The sequence below is a fragment of the Pseudomonas sp. H1_A03 genome, assembly GCF_054685145.1.
In genome coordinates this window covers 4,522,257-4,539,222 of sequence record NZ_CP162829.1, presented here as the reverse complement: position 1 = coordinate 4,539,222, position 16,966 = coordinate 4,522,257, and the positions used below count along the sequence as shown (strand labels likewise).

At 60.4% G+C, this 16,966-nt stretch carries 15 protein-coding genes; 10 read left to right on the top strand and 5 right to left on the bottom strand.

What is annotated here, in order from left to right:
* Nucleotides 1-2: 2 nt before the first annotated feature.
* The 4 genes from AB4O35_RS21180 to AB4O35_RS21165 form a co-directional block, all read right to left on the bottom strand.
* On the bottom strand, nucleotides 3-1,574 hold the full coding sequence (locus AB4O35_RS21180; RefSeq protein WP_065945272.1) for an aldehyde dehydrogenase (NADP(+)): 1,572 nt from the start codon (nucleotides 1,572-1,574) through the stop codon (nucleotides 3-5).
* A 62-nt stretch (nucleotides 1,575-1,636) separates the two neighbouring features.
* The gene (locus tag AB4O35_RS21175; RefSeq protein WP_065945273.1) at nucleotides 1,637-2,584 is read right to left on the bottom strand and encodes a dihydrodipicolinate synthase family protein; all 948 of its coding nucleotides are present in this window, start codon (nucleotides 2,582-2,584) and stop codon (nucleotides 1,637-1,639) included.
* A 42-nt stretch (nucleotides 2,585-2,626) separates the two neighbouring features.
* Nucleotides 2,627-3,553, bottom strand: a complete 927-nt coding sequence (locus AB4O35_RS21170; RefSeq protein ID WP_065945274.1) for a 4-hydroxyproline epimerase — start codon at nucleotides 3,551-3,553, stop codon at nucleotides 2,627-2,629.
* Nucleotides 3,554-3,565: 12 nt separating this feature from the next.
* Complete coding sequence (locus AB4O35_RS21165) at nucleotides 3,566-5,191, bottom strand: APC family permease (protein WP_065872986.1); 1,626 nt, start codon at nucleotides 5,189-5,191, stop codon at nucleotides 3,566-3,568.
* A 190-nt stretch (nucleotides 5,192-5,381) separates the two neighbouring features.
* On the opposite strand from AB4O35_RS21165, the gene AB4O35_RS21160 reads away from it, so the two are divergent.
* From AB4O35_RS21160 to AB4O35_RS21145, 4 genes are all read left to right on the top strand, one after another.
* Nucleotides 5,382-6,149, top strand: coding sequence for an AraC family transcriptional regulator (locus AB4O35_RS21160; RefSeq protein WP_175402974.1), 768 nt, complete (start codon nucleotides 5,382-5,384; stop codon nucleotides 6,147-6,149).
* Nucleotides 6,150-6,448: 299 nt separating this feature from the next.
* Nucleotides 6,449-8,512, top strand: coding sequence for a maltose alpha-D-glucosyltransferase (treS, locus tag AB4O35_RS21155; RefSeq protein WP_065945275.1), 2,064 nt, complete (start codon nucleotides 6,449-6,451; stop codon nucleotides 8,510-8,512).
* 273 nt (nucleotides 8,513-8,785) lie between these two features.
* On the top strand, nucleotides 8,786-9,565 hold the full coding sequence (locus tag AB4O35_RS21150) for a GNAT family N-acetyltransferase (RefSeq protein ID WP_065945276.1): 780 nt from the start codon (nucleotides 8,786-8,788) through the stop codon (nucleotides 9,563-9,565).
* A gap of 32 nt (nucleotides 9,566-9,597) precedes the next feature.
* A complete protein-coding gene (locus tag AB4O35_RS21145) occupies nucleotides 9,598-10,716 on the top strand; it encodes an acyl-CoA dehydrogenase family protein (protein WP_139132483.1) in 1,119 nt (372 codons plus the stop codon).
* Here the strand turns inward: AB4O35_RS21145 and ppk2 are convergent.
* Nucleotides 10,713-11,630, bottom strand: a complete 918-nt coding sequence (gene ppk2, locus AB4O35_RS21140) for a polyphosphate kinase 2 (RefSeq protein WP_065945278.1) — start codon at nucleotides 11,628-11,630, stop codon at nucleotides 10,713-10,715. The genes AB4O35_RS21145 and ppk2 overlap by 4 nt on opposite strands.
* Nucleotides 11,631-11,815: 185 nt before the next feature.
* Between ppk2 and pstS the strand changes: the two genes are divergently transcribed.
* The 6 genes from pstS (at nucleotide 11,816) to AB4O35_RS21110 (ending at nucleotide 16,933) form a co-directional block, all read left to right on the top strand.
* Nucleotides 11,816-12,844: a phosphate ABC transporter substrate-binding protein PstS gene (gene pstS / locus AB4O35_RS21135; RefSeq protein ID WP_065909387.1), complete on the top strand. Its 1,029-nt coding sequence runs from the start codon at nucleotides 11,816-11,818 to the stop codon at nucleotides 12,842-12,844.
* 73 nt (nucleotides 12,845-12,917) lie between these two features.
* Entirely contained in the window at nucleotides 12,918-13,883 is a 966-nt protein-coding gene (gene pstC / locus AB4O35_RS21130; RefSeq protein ID WP_065872992.1) for a phosphate ABC transporter permease subunit PstC, read from the top strand.
* Complete coding sequence (pstA, locus tag AB4O35_RS21125; RefSeq protein WP_065872993.1) at nucleotides 13,883-14,779, top strand: phosphate ABC transporter permease PstA; 897 nt, start codon at nucleotides 13,883-13,885, stop codon at nucleotides 14,777-14,779. The genes pstC and pstA overlap by 1 nt, the downstream gene beginning before the upstream one ends.
* 76 nt (nucleotides 14,780-14,855) lie before the next feature.
* Nucleotides 14,856-15,617, top strand: a complete 762-nt coding sequence (gene pstB, locus AB4O35_RS21120) for a phosphate ABC transporter ATP-binding protein PstB (RefSeq protein WP_010210300.1) — start codon at nucleotides 14,856-14,858, stop codon at nucleotides 15,615-15,617.
* Nucleotides 15,618-15,644: 27 nt separating this feature from the next.
* The gene (locus tag AB4O35_RS21115) at nucleotides 15,645-16,343 is read left to right on the top strand and encodes a hypothetical protein (RefSeq protein ID WP_065872994.1); all 699 of its coding nucleotides are present in this window, start codon (nucleotides 15,645-15,647) and stop codon (nucleotides 16,341-16,343) included.
* Nucleotides 16,343-16,933 (top strand): hypothetical protein, encoded by a 591-nt coding sequence (locus tag AB4O35_RS21110; protein ID WP_065872995.1) that lies wholly within the window; start codon nucleotides 16,343-16,345, stop codon nucleotides 16,931-16,933. Before AB4O35_RS21115 ends, AB4O35_RS21110 begins: the two co-directional genes overlap by 1 nt.
* Nucleotides 16,934-16,966 lie beyond the last annotated feature (33 nt).

Below are 16,966 nucleotides of genomic sequence, written 5' to 3'. Positions count from 1 at the left end.
GCCTACGCCTCTCTCTGGCCGTCGAGCAAGCGCCGCAGCAATAACGGGTTGCCGTGCTGGAGCGCGCCGGGCAACAACGCATCGGGGAAATCCTGATAGCACACCGGCCGTAAGAAACGCTGGATGGCTGCCGTGCCCACCGACGTGCTGCGCGAATCCGAGGTGGCCGGGAAGGGCCCGCCGTGGACCATGGCCTCACACACTTCGACCCCGGTCGGCCAGCCGTTGACCAACAGGCGCCCGGCCTTGCGCTCAAGCACAGGCAGCAGGGCCTTGGCGCTTGGCAGGTCGTTTTCGTCCAAATGCAGGGTGGCGGTGAGTTGGCCTTCCAGGTGTTCAGAAACCTGTCGCATATCTTCGGGGTTGGCGCATGCAACGATCAAGGATGCCGCGCCGAAGACTTCGGCTTGCAGCGGTTCATTGGCCAAGAAATCGCTCGCCTGCGTCACGAACAAATGCGCCTGTCCTTGGTTGGGACCGGTGGCCGCCGGACCTTTCGCAACAACCTTGGCGCGTTCAGTCAAGGCGCCCACACCTGAAGCGTAGGCACTGGAAATACCGGGCGTAAGCATGGTCTGCGCTGCACAGTTCGGCAGTAGATCAGCCGCCCTGCGGATGAAACGATCCAGATCCGGCCCTTGTACCCCAATCACCAGTCCTGGGTTGGTACAAAATTGCCCGGCACCCTGGGTCAAGGAACTCACAAAACCCTGGGCCAATACCTCAGTCCGAGCCGCCAACGCCGCCGGGAACAGGTACACCGGGTTGATCGAGCTCATTTCCGCATACACCGGAATCGGCTCGGGCCGTGCCTGCGCTGCTTGCGTCAGCGCAAGCCCACCGCTGCGAGAGCCAGTAAAGCCGACGGCCTTGATGCGCGGGTCGGTAACCAGCGCAATACCGACCTCACGGCCCGAGCCGTACAGCAGCGAAAACACGCCCTCGGGTAAGCCACACGCTTTCACCGCTTGCGCCACTGCCCGGCCCACCAGCTCACTGGTGCCCGGGTGAGCACCGTGGGCCTTGACGACTACCGGGCAACCGGCGGCCAGTGCAGAGGCGGTGTCGCCACCGGCCACGGAAAACGCCAGCGGAAAGTTACTCGCGCCAAACACGGCCACCGGGCCCAACGCGATGTGGCGCTGACGCAGGTCTGGCCGTGGCAGTGGCTGACGCTGCGGCTGCGCCGTATCTACCCGCACATCCAGCCATTCCCCGGCACGCACGGTGCGGGCAAAGATGCGCAGTTGCCCGCAGGTGCGGCCGCGTTCGCCTTCAATGCGCGCGCGGGGCAGGCCGGTTTCGGCAACGGCGCGTTCGATCAACTCATCGCCCAAGGCTTCGATGTGTGTGGCGATGGACTCAAGGAAGGTCGCGCGGGCCTCCAGTGAGGTTTCGCGGTAGAGATCAAAGGCCGTCCACGCCAATGCGCACGACTGCGCGACATGTTCGCCGTCGCCGCCCAGGTAGGCGGGCTCCAAGGCTGCGTTGGTGGCGGGATTGATCGCCCGGATCGCATCGCGATTGCCGCAAATGAGTTGCTGACCGATCAGCATCTTGCCCGTCAGAGTCATGGAATCGTCCTGGAAAAAAGGTGGGGTTGGCCGCTGCGAGAACCACAGCGGCGCGTAAGGGGTCAGGCGACGTTCTGTTCTGCCGACCAGTTGGCGTACCACTGGCGGAACAGCGCGTACTGATGCTCGGCGTAACGGCGCTGGGCGTCGCTGAGGGCGTCGGTCTCGTTGAAGTGCAGGGCGTAGCCCTTGTCGCCGTTGAGCACCATCAAGTGCTTGTAATACAGCACCAGGTCGCAGCCTTCATCGAACGATGACAACACTGCCAGCGCGGCTTCCAGTTCACGGGCCTGGCGGCGGGCCTTGGCATCGCCCTTGGCGGCTTTTTTGCTCAGTGCCACCAGTTGCAGGACTTCCCGAGGCAGTGCATTGCCGATACCGGTGATGGCGCCGGTGGCGTTGCAGTTGACGAAGCCGTGCACCACCTGGGTGTCGACGCCAACCATCAGCGTGACGTTATCGTCCTGGGAGGTGATGTGTTCGGCTGCGTAGCGCAGGTCGGCACCGCCACCGAATTCCTTGAAGCCGATCAGGTTCGGGTGTTCGCGGCGCAGTTCGAAGAACAGGTCGGCGCGGGTGGCAAAGCCGTAGTACGGGCTGTTGTAGATCACCGCCGGCAGGTCTGGCGCAGCCTTGAGGATTGCCGAGAAGTGCGCCTTTTGCGCGGTGGCGGAGGCGCCTCGGGACAGGACGCGCGGGATCACCATCAGGCCATGGGCGCCGACTTTGGCGGCGTGGGCCGCGTGCGCTACTGCCTCACGGCTGTTCACTGCGCCGGTGCCAACGATAGTCGGCACGCCCGCCGCCACCAGGCGTGCCACACCTTCCTGGCGCTCGGCCTCGGTGAGCAGCGGCCAGTCGCCCATGGAGCCGCAATACACCACGGCACTCATGCCGATATCGATCAACTCGCGGCCCTTGGCGACCAGGGCGTCGAAGTCCGGTTTGCGCTCAGCGGTGCACGGGGTCATCAGGGCGGGGATGCAGCCGGTGAAGATGTTGTCGCTCATTGTTCTAACTCCTGGAGTCGTTCAGTTGAATACGGCCGGGGCTCAGATGCCCCAGGCAAAAGGGTCGCGCTCGTCGATCAGCAAGGTGCTGTCGGCGGTCATGTAGGCGCTGCCGGTGATGAAGGGGCGGATACGCTCGCCGTCCCATTCGTAGCGCGCTTCGAATTGGCTGCCGGTGATGCTGGCTTGTGTCCAGGTTTCACCGGGCGCGAGTTTTCCATCGGCGGCCAGGCAGGCCAGCTTGGCGCTGGTGCCGGTGCCGCAGGGTGAGCGGTCGTAGGCTTTGCCGGGGCACATCACGAAGTTGCGGCTGTCGGCCAGGTCGTCGTCGGCGAACAGTTCGATATGGTCGATCAGCGCGCCGTCTTCACCGTGGATGCCCTGGTCTTCAAGGGCCTTGAGCATTGTCCAGGTGTAATCGGTCAGCGCGTCGACGTTGTCCATCTGCAACGTCTGGCCGTGCTGCGACACCAGGAAAAACCAGTTGCCGCCCCAGGCGATATCGCCGTAGACCACGCCATGGCCCGGCACGTCCACCGGCACCCGTTGGCGAAAACGGTAGGCGGGCACGTTGCGCAGGGTCACGCTGGCGTCCTCGTGCAAGGTTGCCGCAACCGGGCCGACCGGCGTGTCGATGGTATGTACGCCGGGCTGGATGCGCCCCAAGTGGTGCAGGGACGCGACCAGGCCGATGGTGCCGTGGCCGCACATGCCGAGGTAACCGGCGTTATTGAAGAAGATCACCCCACACACCGCGCCAGGGGTGACGGGCTCGCAGTACAGCGCACCGACCAGTACGTCATTGCCACGCGGCTCCAGCAGGCAGGCGCGGCGCCATTGATCGTGCTCGGTGCGCAGGTGCACTCGTTGTTCGGCAATGGTGTCGCCGTTCAGCGCAGGGAAGCCGCTCATGACCAGGCGCGTCGGTTCGCCGCCGGTGTGGGAGTCGATCACATGCAATCGTTTCATAAAACGCTCCAATCAATGGGTGGCCGGGGTGAGCGGGGCGTGGGTGTGGGGCTCGTCCACCGTCTCGCTTTCATCGTCTTCGGTCTCCAGGCGTACCAGGTGCGCTGGTACTCCGGTGGCAGCCCCCCAGTAGTAAATGCCCAGTGCGCAGACCGCGACTACCGCAGTGTCAAACGGATGGCTGATGACACCGATTCCGCCAAAACTGCCGAGCTTGGACAGCAGGATGGTCACCGCGTAAAAGCCGATCAGCCAGGCTGAAGAGCGCACTTGCTGTTTGAGATTGAGGTGCGCGGTCGGCACCCAGCGGGCACACAGCAGGTACACCACGAACATCAGGATTTGCAGGCCGAGCAGCCAGGAAACGGTGCTCCAACCGGACCAGTACACGATCAACGCGGCGATGATGAACGACAGCGGGCCGAGCACCGCCATGCCTTTGACGCGGAACGGGCGCGCCATCTCTGGTGCATTGCGACGCAGCGCGGCGACGGTGACAGGGGCGACCGCGTAGCTGAGAATCAGCGCCGCGGACACCACATTGATCAGCGCTTCCCAGGACGGAAACGGCAGGGTCCAGAACACCGACAAGCCAAAGGTCAGCCACAGTGCCGGGCGCGGAATGCCGGACTTCTCATCGATACGCGTGAAAACCTTGAAGAACGTACCGGTCTGCGCCCAGCCATACACCACCCGTGGGGTAGCGTTCATGTAGATGTTGCCGCAGCCGCTGGGGGAGATCACCGCATCGGCTACCACCAGGTACGCCAACCAACCCACACCCAGCGCCAGGGCGATATCCCGATAAGGCAGCGCCAGCTCCTTGCTGATCCCGGCCCAGCCGTTGGCGAGCATTTCCGTGGGTACGCCACCGAGGAATGCGGTTTGCAGCAGCACGTAGATAGCGGTCGAGAGCAACACCGAGAGGATCAACGCAATGGGGATCGTACGTTGCGGGTTCTTCACTTCACTGGCCACCGAGATGATCGGCGTAAGCCCCAGATAGGCAAAAATCACCCCGCCGGCCGACACCGCCATCTCGATGCCCGACAGGCCAAACGGTGCGAAACCCTGGACCTGGAAGTTCGCCGGCTTGAAGAAGGTGAACAGCACGCCAATCACCAGCAACGGCACGATGAACTTGAACACGCTCACCAGGTTATTGGCGATGGCAAAGGTTTTTACGCTGCGGTAATTGAGCACGAAGAACAGGCAGAGCAGGGCGAATTGCACCAGCCAGCCCAGGGTGGTCGGGTCGCTTGAGCCGACCTTGGTCAGCTCGGGAAACCACGCCGCGGCGTATTGACGCGAGGCAACCACTTCGATGGCTACCAGGCTCGAGAACGCGATCAACGTGATAAAGCCCATCAAATAGCCCAGCAGCGGGCCGTGGGAGTAAACCGGGTAGCGCACCACGCCGCCGGCGCGGGGCAATGCAGCGCCCAGTTCGCAGTACACAATGCCCAGCAGCAGCACGGCGAAACCACCGATAAGCCAGGAAATGATCCCCGCAGGCCCTGCGATTGCAGACACATGACTGGCCGCGAATAACCAGCCCGAACCAAAGATGGCCCCCAGCCCGATAAAGGTGAGGTCCATCAATGAAAGTTGTTTCTTGAACTTGCCTTGACCTGACATAGCGTCGCCTTCTTGTGAGTTATTGGATAGGCATGCAGTGGCCCTACAGTGAACTCATGAACGGCGGCGCGATTGATGTTTTTTACCGGCATCGATGACGAAATCAGCACAGTTTGCACCGCTCGACAGCGCCCTGGGCATCGGGCAATCTGCTACGCATCGAGGCAATTTTCGGGGGAGGGGGACAGTCATGATGCAGAGCGCGTTTGCGACCCTTTGCCAAGGGAGCGAGGCGAATCGCCCCCACACCATCGAGCACTTATTGGCCGGTGTGATGCAACTATTGCCGATGCTGGATGTGATTCCCAATGCGGCGATTTTCATCAAGGACACCCAGGCCCGTTACGTCCTCGCCAACCGCACCCTGGTGCAACGCTGCGGCCTCAAACACCTGCAACCGCTGCTGGGCAAGACCAGCGCTGAAGTCTTCCCCGCGCAATTGGGACCGGGTTACACCGAACAGGACCGGCGTGTGCTCGAGCAAGGCTTTGTGCTGGAAGACCAGCTTGAATTGCACCTGTACGGCACCCGCGAACCCGGCTGGTGCTTGACGCACAAGTGGCCGTTGTACAACCACGCCGGCGCGATCATCGGCCTGGCCGGCATCTCGGTCGACCTGCAAACCGCCAGCGAAAGCCACCCGGCGTACCAACGCCTGGCCGCCGTGGACGCGCACATCCGCGCGCACTTCAACCGCCGCGTCACCCTGGGTGAGCTGACGCGCATCGCCGGGATTTCAGTGGCGCAGCTGGAGCGTTACTGCAAACGCGTGTTCCATCTGACGCCCCGGCAGATGATCCAGAAAGTGCGCCTGGAGCACGCGCATCGGTTGCTGCATACCGACATGCCGATTACCGAGGTTGCGTTGCAGTGCGGCTATACCGACCACAGCGCGTTCACCCGCCAGTTCAAGGCCTCGACGGGGTTTACGCCGAGGCAGTATCGGGAAACCCGCTAAGTCTGCGGACGGTACTTATCTGCGCCATCGCAGTGTCAATATCTCCCCCCCTTTTGAGCATGCAGGCGCAACTTGTAGTGAGCGGGCTTGCCCCGCGCTGGGGGGCGAAGCCGCCCCGGTAAAGACACCGCCGTATTCCAGATACAACCGGGTCGCCTGGTTTGGGGCCGCTTCGCCACCCAGCGCGGGGCAAGCCCGCTCACTACAGTCCATCGCCAGCACCATCCCGATGCAACGAATGGCCCACACAACCCTCATATGTTCACGAGTAATGCTTCACGACGACAGGTATCAGGCTTATGACGGCGGCTGAAAACAACCATGTGAACTGGCTGGTGGAACAATCGATGCTGCATGCAGCACGCCAGCGGGCCAAGCTCTATTCGGGGCAGGGCCGGTTGTGGCAACAGCCTTACGCACAGACCCGGCCCCGTGATGCGACGGCCTTGTCGTCGGTGTGGTTCACCGCCTACCCGGCGTCGATCGTGACCCGTGAAGGTGGCACGGTATTGGAAGCGCTGGGGGATGAGGCGCTGTGGCACGCCCTGTCGAAAATCGGCATTCAAGGCATCCACAACGGCCCACTGAAAAAGTCCGGCGGCCTGAGCGGAACCGAGCACACGCCGACCATCGACGGCAATTTCGACCGCATCAGCTTCGAGATCGACCCTGAATTGGGCACCGAAGCGCAGTTACAGGCGTTGACGCGCATGGCGGCGGCGCACAATGCGGTGATTATCGACGACGTGATCCCGTCCCACACCGGCAAGGGCGCGGACTTTCGCCTGGCCGAGATGGCGTACGAGGACTATCCCGGCCTTTACCACATGGTGGAAATTCGCGAAGAAGACTGGTCGTTGCTGCCCGACGTGGTCGCGGGGCGCGATGCGCAGAACCTCAGCCCCGTGCAGGTCGATGCGTTGCGTGACAAAAACTACATCGTCGGCCAGTTGCAGCGGGTGATTTTCTTCGAACCCGGCGTCAAGGAAACCGACTGGAGCGCAACCAACGTCGTGCTGGGCGTGGATGGCAAGCCGCGTCGCTGGGTGTACCTGCATTACTTCAAGGAAGGCCAGCCGTCGCTGAATTGGCTGGACCCAACCTTTGCCGCGCAGCAGATGATCATTGGCGATGCGCTGCATGCCATCGACGTAATGGGCGCAAAGATCTTGCGCCTGGATGCCAACGGGTTCCTCGGTGTGGAGCGCAAGCTGGATGGCACGGCCTGGTCCGAGAGCCATCCGCTGTCGATCACCGGCAACCAGTTGTTGGGCGGCGCGATCCGCAAGGCGGGCGGTTTCAGCTTCCAGGAGCTGAACCTCACCGTGGACGACATTGCGTCCATGTCCCATGGCGGTGCCGACCTGTCCTATGACTTCATTACCCGCCCGGCGTACCAGCATGCGCTGTTGATGGGCGACGCCGAGTTCCTGCGCCTGATGCTGCGCGAAATGCACCGCCAGGGCATCGACCCCGGCTCGCTGATCCACGCGTTGCAGAACCACGATGAACTGACCCTGGAACTGGTGCATTTCTGGACGTTGCATGCCCATGACACCTTCCTTTATCAGGGCCAGACCTTCCCCGGTAACATCCTGCGCGAGCACATTCGCGAGCAGATGTACGAACGTTTGGCCGGCGAGCATGCGCCGTATAACCTCAAGTTCGTGACCAATGGCGTGTCGTGCACCACCGCCAGCATCATTACGGCGGCGCTGGGGATTCGTGACCTCGACGCGATTACCCAGGCGGACATCCAGCAAATCCGCCAGATCCATCTGCTGCTGGTGATGTACAACGCGATGCAGCCTGGGGTGTTTGCCTTGTCCGGCTGGGACCTGGTCGGCGCGCTGCCGTTGGCGGCCGAAGAAGTCGAGCATCTGATGCGCGATGGCGATACGCGCTGGATTCATCGCGGCGCGTATGACCTGGTGGATTTGAACCCTGAGGCAGAACTGTCTGCCGGCCATATGCCACGTTCGAAGAGCCTTTACGGCAGCTTGAACAGCCAGTTGCAGGACCCCGAATCCTTCGCTTCGCAACTGCAGAAAATCCTCGCGGTACGCCGTGCCTACGATATCGCGGCCAGTCGCCAGATCCAGGTGCCGGAAGTCGAAAACCCGGGGCTGCTGGTGATGGTCCACGAATTGCCGGCCGGCAAGGGCATACAAATTACTGCGCTGAACTTCGGCGCCATGCCGATCACCGAAACCCTGCATTTGCCTGATATTGCTGCCGGGATGGTGGTGGATATCATCAATGAGCGCGTGGAGGGAGACCTGACGGCGGAGGGGGCGTTCACCATTACCCTGGACGCATATGAGGGGTTGGCGCTGCGGGTGGTCAGTAGTTCACCCCTCTAGCGTTACCGCATCGTGTAGTGAGCGGGCTTGCCCCGCGCTGCCACCCCGCCTATTCAGATAATTCGCGGCGTCTGGTTTTAGGGCTGCTACGCAGCCCAACGCGGGCAAGCCCGCTCGCCACAACCGTGTGAACAAGTGATTTTAATTATTAGGGAAGGGCGTTAAAAGTTCGCGAACGCTTTCAGAGTTTCCTTACGCTGCCTATATAAAACTGCATGTAGTGTCTCGCTCACTACGTGCTGATTAATAGCGCGGTGACTCAAAGGAACAGAAATGCGATCTCAGCCGGTACCCCGTGATGAACATTCAACTGCGCCCGTGCAACGTGCACAGTTAGTGGTCAGTCTCGCCACGACACAAGATGAAGTACGTGAAGTGCAACGCCTGCGTCATCGTGTGTTCACCGACACGTTTAAACTGTCCATACTGGCTGACCCCGAGGCATTAAACACTGATGAGTTCGATGACTATTGCGACCACCTGCTGGTTCGCGACACCCGGACTTCGGCTGTGGTGGGCGCCTATCGCCTGATGGGCCCGGCAGCGGCACAACGCATGGGGCACTATTACTCGGAGAGAGAATTCGATCTCACTGGATTAGAGTCTTTACGCCCCAGAACCGTTGAAGCCATGCATGCGTGTGTCCACCCCGAGTACCGCAGTGGCAGCGTGATCATGATGCTGTGGTCAGGCCTGGCGAGGTATATGGAGCGCGAGGGCTGTGACCATTTGATGGGGTGCGCGAGTGTGAGCCTGTCTGGTGGAGGCCACAATGCGGCGGCGTTGTACCGCAGCTTCACCTCGGAAAATCTGGCGCCTGCCGACTATCGGGTACTCCCCCACATACCCTTTCCTATTGAGGCATTCGAGCCTGGGTATATACCGCGCATGCCACCGTTGCTCAAAGGTTATTTACGCAGCGGTGGCTGGGTATGTGGTGTGCCTGCGTGGGATAAGGAATTTAACGTTGCGGACTTTTTTATCTTATTGCCGCTGTCGAAGTTGGACAGTCGTTATGCACGACATTACTTGAAGTCTCAACAGTCGTTTTGAGGTTCGGTTGATAGTTTAAGGGTTTAATGAATATGGTGTTGAAAGAAGAAAGAGCTGTCGCGTTAATCTGTATTCCCGAGTTATTGACTGTTCTTGAGGCTGCCTCACTTATTGAACTTGAACGGGGAGGGTCCAAACAACTGGCGACGTTGTTTCGAACGTTGGGTGCTCCCGGGCTATCCATTGCCCACGCATTGGGCGGCGGAGGTGTCAGCGCGGTGAACCTGGCGCAGGTGCATACGTGGGTCGGCGCGCATTGCCCTTCGTTGGCGGTGATGATGACCATGCATCACCATACCGCTGCCGGCATGATGGCGGCGAGTCAGTTTTTCCCCGACATTCAAGGGCTGTTAAGCGTGGTTGCACGCGACAACCTGCTGGTCGCCTCGGGATTTGCCGAGGGGCGGGCGCACGCCAATATCCTGGAATCCACCTTGTCCGTTGAAAAGACAGCGGCGGGCTACGTGGTAAGCGGCAGCAAAAAGCCGTGCACGATGACGCACCATTTCGACGCGATCACGTTTGGCGTCAACTACGTCGACCCTCAAGGCAAGACCCATATCGGTATCGGCCTGGGGCTAGCGGGCGACCCGAACATCCAGCGGAAACAATTCTGGTCGGTGCCGCATTTGCAGGCGGCGGACAGCCACGAAGTGATCTTCAATAATCTGCTGGTGCCTGAGTCGATGATGTACTTCAGCAACGCCGTCGATAACCAGTTGGACGATGTTCAACAGGGGACTGGTGAGCACCTGTTTGCCATCTGGTTCCAGTTGCTGGCCTCGGCGTCCTACCTGGGCATGGCGTCTGCGCTGGCATCACGTGCATTGTCGTCCAACAAAGGCTCGCAGGATGATCGCGCGATGCTGCTGATTGATCTGCAGGGCGCCACCATGGCGGTAAGCGGCCTGGCGGTGTCGATCGATCAGAATCGCTTTCTGCGCGCTGACCTGGCGCGTGCGCAGGCCACCCGGTTTGCCGTGCAGGAGGCGATCAATCGCATCAGCACGCGTGCGTTCGAAATCCTCGGAGGCATGGCGTTCATGTCGTCCGAGGAAATCGCTTACCTGATGGTTGCAACGCGGGTGCTGGCATTTCACCCCACCTCCAGGCTTGCCAGTGTGCCGTTCTTGTGTGAGCAGCTAAGCTAGTAAAGTTGCGGCACGATGAGTTCCGGTGGCGTCGGGCTGCGCGAATAATCTTCCTGCCGCACGCGCTGCGGCAGTTCGATCACCGGTAGCTCGACTTCTTCATACGGCATCTGGCCAAGCAGGTGGTTGATGCAGTTGAGCCGCGCTTTCTTCTTGTCATCGGCCTGCACCACCCACCACGGGGCTTCGGCGATGTGAGTGCGCTCAAGCATGACTTCCTTGGCCTTGGTATAGGCCTCCCAGCGCCGACGCGACTCCAAGTCCATCGGGCTGAGTTTCCACTGCTTGAGCGGGTCGTGAATGCGGCTGAGAAAGCGCAGGTGCTGTTCCTGGTCGGAGATCGAAAACCAGTACTTGATCAGTTGGATACCGGAGCGGGCGAGCATGCGCTCGAACTCCGGCACGCTGCGGAAGAACTCTTCGTATTGGTCGTCGTTGCAAAACCCCATGACTTGCTCCACGCCCGCGCGGTTGTACCAGCTGCGGTCGAACAGCACGATTTCGCCGGCCGCCGGCAGGTGCGAGACGTAACGCTGGAAGTACCACTGGGTCTGTTCGCGGTCATTCGGCGCAGGCAAGGCGGCAACCCGGCAGACCCTGGGGTTCAGGCGCTGGGTGATGCGCTTGATCACGCCACCTTTGCCGGCGGCATCACGCCCTTCGAACAGAATCACCACTTTGTGGCCGGTCTTCACCACCCAGCTTTGCAATTTCACCAGTTCGCCCTGCAGGCGGAACAGTTCGCTGAAATAAATCCTGCGCGCTGCTTTTTCGCTGCTTTCACCGACGTGCTCGTCGAACAGCGCGTTCAGGTCATGCCCGTCTTCGGACAATTCCAGTTCCAGCTCTTCATCACTGTGATCAAGCAGTTCACGGCGGATGCGCTGTATCAAGGCGTCTTCTACTGAGGACATGGGCGGAACTCGCGTGGTGGGGGATGGCAAAGTCTTAGACGCAATTTGTTACGAACCAATTACAGCAAAATGCGTAATTGCGGCGGGAGAGGGGGACAACAAGGCGTTTTGCCATTCCACATTCATAAAACCGTAACAAGATTGTTGCAGAGTGCCTCAGCCCGTAATCACAAGGATTTTCCTGAATGAAACGTCTGATGAAGTCTGCTGCACTCGCCGTCGCGGTTTCTCTTAGTGCCACCTCGGTATTTGCGGCGGAAAGCGTCCGCCTGACAGGTTCTGGTGCAAGTTTCCCGGCCCCTATCTACCTCACCTGGTTCAAGGACTTCAGCAAGAAGACCGAAGGTGTCACGGTTGACTACCAGTCCAAGGGCAGCGGTGCGGGCGTACAGGACTTCCTGAACAAGACCGTCGATTTCGCCGCCAGTGACTCGGCAATGAAAGACGAAGACATCGCCAAGGTGGCTGAAGGCGCGCAACTGTTGCCGATGACCGCGGGCGAGATCGTGCTGGCGTTCAACCTGCCGGGCAATCCTAAAGAGCTCAAGTTGCCGCGCGATGTTTACTCCAACATCTTCCTGGGCAAGATCACCAAGTGGAACGATCCTAAGATCGCCGCTGCCAACCCAGGCCTGAAACTGCCTGACATGCCGATCACCGTGGTTGTGCGTGCAGACTCCAGCGGCACCACCGCTGTGTTCACCAAGCACTTGGCTGCGATCAACCCTGAGTTCCAGAAGGACTTGGGCGAAGGCAACACGGTTAACTGGCCCGCCAGCGACAAGTTCATCAAATCGCCGAAAAACGATGGCGTAACCGCTACCGTTCGCCAGACCCCGGGCGCCATCGGCTACATCGAGTACGGCTTCGCCAAACTGGCCAAGGTTGACTTCGCCCAGCTGCAGAACAAGGCCGGCAAATACGTTGTGCCTAACGCCGAAAGCGGTGCAGAAGCCCTGGCTGCAGTGAAAATGCCGGAAAGCCTGGTGGCCTGGTTGCCGGATCCGGATGGCGCCAAGTCTTACCCGATCACTTCCTACACCTGGATGATCTTCCGCAAGAAAAACGAGAACCCGGCCAAAGCCAAGGCCATGCGTGAAATGGTCGAGTACAGCCTGACCGAAGGCCAGAAAATCGCTGATTCGATGGGCTACATCCCGCTGCCGCCATCGGTTGTCGATCAAGTTCGCAAAGCTTCCGCCAACATTCAGTAAGGCTTGCCAGGCCACCCCGGCATGGGCTGTCAGCCAGGCCGGGCGTGTTCCCCCCTTGTTCCGGAATTAGCCAATGAACTCACCTTTTGTCGTACCGGTTAACCCGGACTCTGCGTGCCAGCCACCTTCTACGAAGGACTTCCTGGTTGACCGCACCTTCCGTGCACTTGCACGCATAGGCGTAGTGCTGGTGCTGGCGCTGGTTTTCGCGCTGGTCTTCGAAGTAGGGCGCAAGGCACTTCCCGGCATGGAAAAGCACGGCTTTGATGTGCTGTTCGGCAGTGTCTGGGACGTAAACCAAGGTAAATACGGCATTCTGCCAGCTATTTGGGGCACGCTTTACAGTGCCTTCATCGCGTTGCTGATCGCAGGTTTTTTCGGCGTCAGCATGGCGATTTTCCTGACCCAGGATTTTTTACCGGCCAAGCTGGCGGCGGTGTTTCGCACCATCGTTGAACTGCTCGCCGCGATCCCCAGCGTCGTTTACGGCCTCTGGGGCATTTATGTGGTGATCCCGGCCATCCGCCCGCTGACGGCGTGGCTGAATACCGAGCTCGGCTGGATTCCTTTTTTCGGCACCTCCTTGAGCGGGCCGGGCCTGTTACCGGCAGCACTGGTACTGGCGATTATGATTCTGCCGACCATCGCCGCCGTTTCCCAGGACGCCCTCACGGGTGTGCCGATGAAAACCAAGCAAGCCGCCTACGGCATGGGCACCACCCACTGGGAAGCGATTCTCAAGGTAATGGTGCCATCCGCCGCCACCGGTATCTTTGGTTCCCTGGTGCTGGGCCTCGGCCGCGCATTGGGTGAAACCATGGCCCTGGCCATGCTGGTGGGTAACGCGAACAACATCTCCCTTTCGCTGTTTGCCCCGGCCAATACGCTGGCGGCCTTGTTGGCGCTGAACTTCCCCGAAGCCGGCCCGAACGAGATCGAAGTGTTGATGTACGCCGCACTGGTGCTGATGTTTATCACGCTGCTGGTAAACATTATCGGTTCGATGATCATGGTCTACGCCCAGCGGGGGACTAAATAATGACTGACCTCTCGTCTCCACTCACCACCGCGATGCCGAGCCTGCAACGTCGGTTCGAAGGCCGTGCCCTGCGCAGCCTGATCTTGACCAGCCTGGTGTGGTTTGGTGCGCTGCTGGCCGCCGTGCCGCTGATTTCGGTGCTCTACATGCTGATCACCCGTGGTGGTGCTCGCCTGAGCCTGGAAGTGTTCACCGAGCTGCCACCGACTGGGTTCGAGACCGGCGGTGGCTTCGGCAACGCGATGGCAGGTACGTTCGTCATGGTCGGTATCGCTGCCGCCATCGCGGTGCCCGTCGGCATCATGGCGGCGATTTTCCTGGCGGAACTGGGCCCCGACAGCAAGCTGGCGAACGCCTCGCGCTTTGCCGCAAAAATGCTCACCGGCTTGCCGTCGATCCTGGCGGGTGTGTTTGCCTACGCGCTGGTGGTGATGACCACCGGGACTTATTCGGCACCGGCAGGTGGCGTTGCGCTGGCCGTGCTGATGCTGCCTATCGTGGTACTGACGGCTGAAGAGTCGATGAGGATGGTGCCCAAGATCATGAAGGATGCCGCCTACGGTATGGGCTGCACCCGTTCGCAGGTGATCTGGAAAATCGTCTTGCCCACCGGCATGCCAGCGATCCTCACCGGCGTCATGCTCGCCGTGGCCCGCGCCGCCGGCGAAACCGCGCCGCTGTTGTTCACTGCGCTGTTCAGCAACTACTGGATCTACCACGACGGCAACCTGGCGGTGATGAACCCTACGGCCTCCCTTGCCGTGCTGATCTACAACTTCTCCGGCATGCCCTTCGACAACCAGCTCGAGCTCGCATGGGCGGCCTCGTTGGTGCTGGTGATGATCGTGCTGGTCGTGAATATCGTGAGCCGTATTTTCGGCAAGCCCAAGTATTAAGAACGGGAGCACCTGAATTTTGAACGTATCATCTGCGCAAATAGCCGCTCCGTTTATCACCCAGGCGCCTGTGGTCATGGACTGCAAGCTGGACAAGATTTTCTACGGCAACTTCATGGCGGTGCGTGATAGCCATGTGCCGATCGAGAAAAACAAGATCACCGGCTTTATCGGCCCGTCCGGGTGTGGCAAATCAACCGTGCTGCGTAGCCTCAACCGCATGAACGACCTGGTTAAGGGCTTCCGCTTCGAAGGCCACGTGCATTTCCTGGGCCAGGACGTGTATGGCAAGGGCGTTGACCCGGTGGTGGTGCGCCGCTACATCGGCATGGTGTTCCAACAGCCGAACCCGTTCTCGATGAGCATTTTCGACAATGTGGCCTTTGGCCTGCGCCTCAACCGCTACAAAGGCGACCTCGGCGACCGCGTCAAGCACGCGCTGCAAGGCGCTGCCTTGTGGGACGAGGTCAAGGACAAGCTCAAGGTCAGCGGCCTGTCGCTTTCGGGCGGCCAGCAGCAGCGCCTGTGTATCGCCCGCGCCATCGCCACCGAGCCAGAAGTATTGTTGCTGGATGAGCCGTGCTCGGCGCTTGACCCGATTGCCACTCGCCGGGTAGAGGAACTGATGGTCGAGTTGAAGAAGGATTACACCATCGCGCTGGTGACGCATAACATGCAGCAGGCGATTCGTGTGGCAGATACCACCGCGTTTTTCTCGGTGGATATTTCCCAAGGCACTCGCACCGGCTATCTGGTGGAAATGGGCCCGACCGCGCAGATTTTCGAAAACCCGCGCGAACAAATGACCGGGGACTACATCAGCGGCAAGTTCAGCTGACCCATGCACCGTTTTTCAGGATTGCCAATGACTGCAACACGTCGTCTTGATTTGCTCGCGATCGAACGCGCACTGCGTAAGGTACAGAGCCGTTTTGCCCAGCTCAGCCAGGACTTTACCGAGCCACGCGACCCGCTGACAGACGAAGTGCTGCAGAATGTGCTTGATGGCTATGCCCTGATTGACGACTATGTGGCGCGGGGCGTCGACCTGTTCGACCTTCAGCAACTGAACCTGATGCTGGAGATCAATGCCACTGTGCTTTGTGGCAAAGACCCGCTACGCCGGCAGGAATACGCGCAGCACCTGCTGGCGACCGAAGTGCATTTTTTCAACAATGTCGAGGGCGGCATCAAGGACTTGTATAACTGGTACTGCAAGCACCACAGTGAATCGGTGTGGAAGCGCGCAGCCGGTGTCTACGTGCGAGTCCTCAGCAAGCCGCAATTGTTCATTGAAGGCAATCACCGCAGTGGGTCGCTGATCGTCAGCTACCTGCTGATGCGCGAGGGGTTGGCGCCGTTCGTATTGACGCTGGACAACGCCGAGGGCTACTTCAACCCGTCCTCGGTCATACGCAACTCCGCCAAGCATGGCGTCATGGCGCTGTATGAGTTGCCCAAGATCAAGAAAAAGTATGCAGCGTTCCTGGAAGATAATGCCCCTGATCCAATGGAGTTTTTCCTGAGCGACACACCAGCGCCCGTCTATCAGGGGGGCCAATGATGGGAAGGTATCCAGTGGTCGACACAATCAAGCGTGTGTTCAAGCGCCAGCGCATCCGTATCTCGTTCGATATCGATGACACGCTGGCTTGCCAGCTTCACCACAGCGCAACCGAACACAGCCGTTTGCCGGCGTGTGTGCACCGTTGGCTGGGCGAGCCGCTGCGCAGCGGAACCCGTGCACTGACCCGCGAACTGCGTCGCCAAGGCTGCAGCGTCTGGGTCTACACCTCCTCCGGGCGGACCCCGTCCTACATACGTCGCTGGTTGTTGCTGTATGGCATCCACGTCGACGGTGTGGTCAACAGCGTGCGGCACAACCAGGCCCTCACCGAACGCGGACTGTTGAATACCCCGTCAAAATTGCCGTCGGCGTTCGACATCGACTTGCATGTCGATGATTCCGAGGGCGTTCAGCTTGAAGGCTTCGATCACGGTTTCCGCGTCGTGGTCGTGGACCCGGAAGACGAGCAATGGGCGCAACGCGTGCTGGATGCCGTCGCACACCTGCAGGCACAGCTCGCCCGGCAACAACCGCAGCGGCACAAGCTGCCGGTGCCGGCTTATCGGGGGCTGACGTTAAACGGGTAAGGTGGAACGGCTGTGCATGACGAGCGTTAAGCA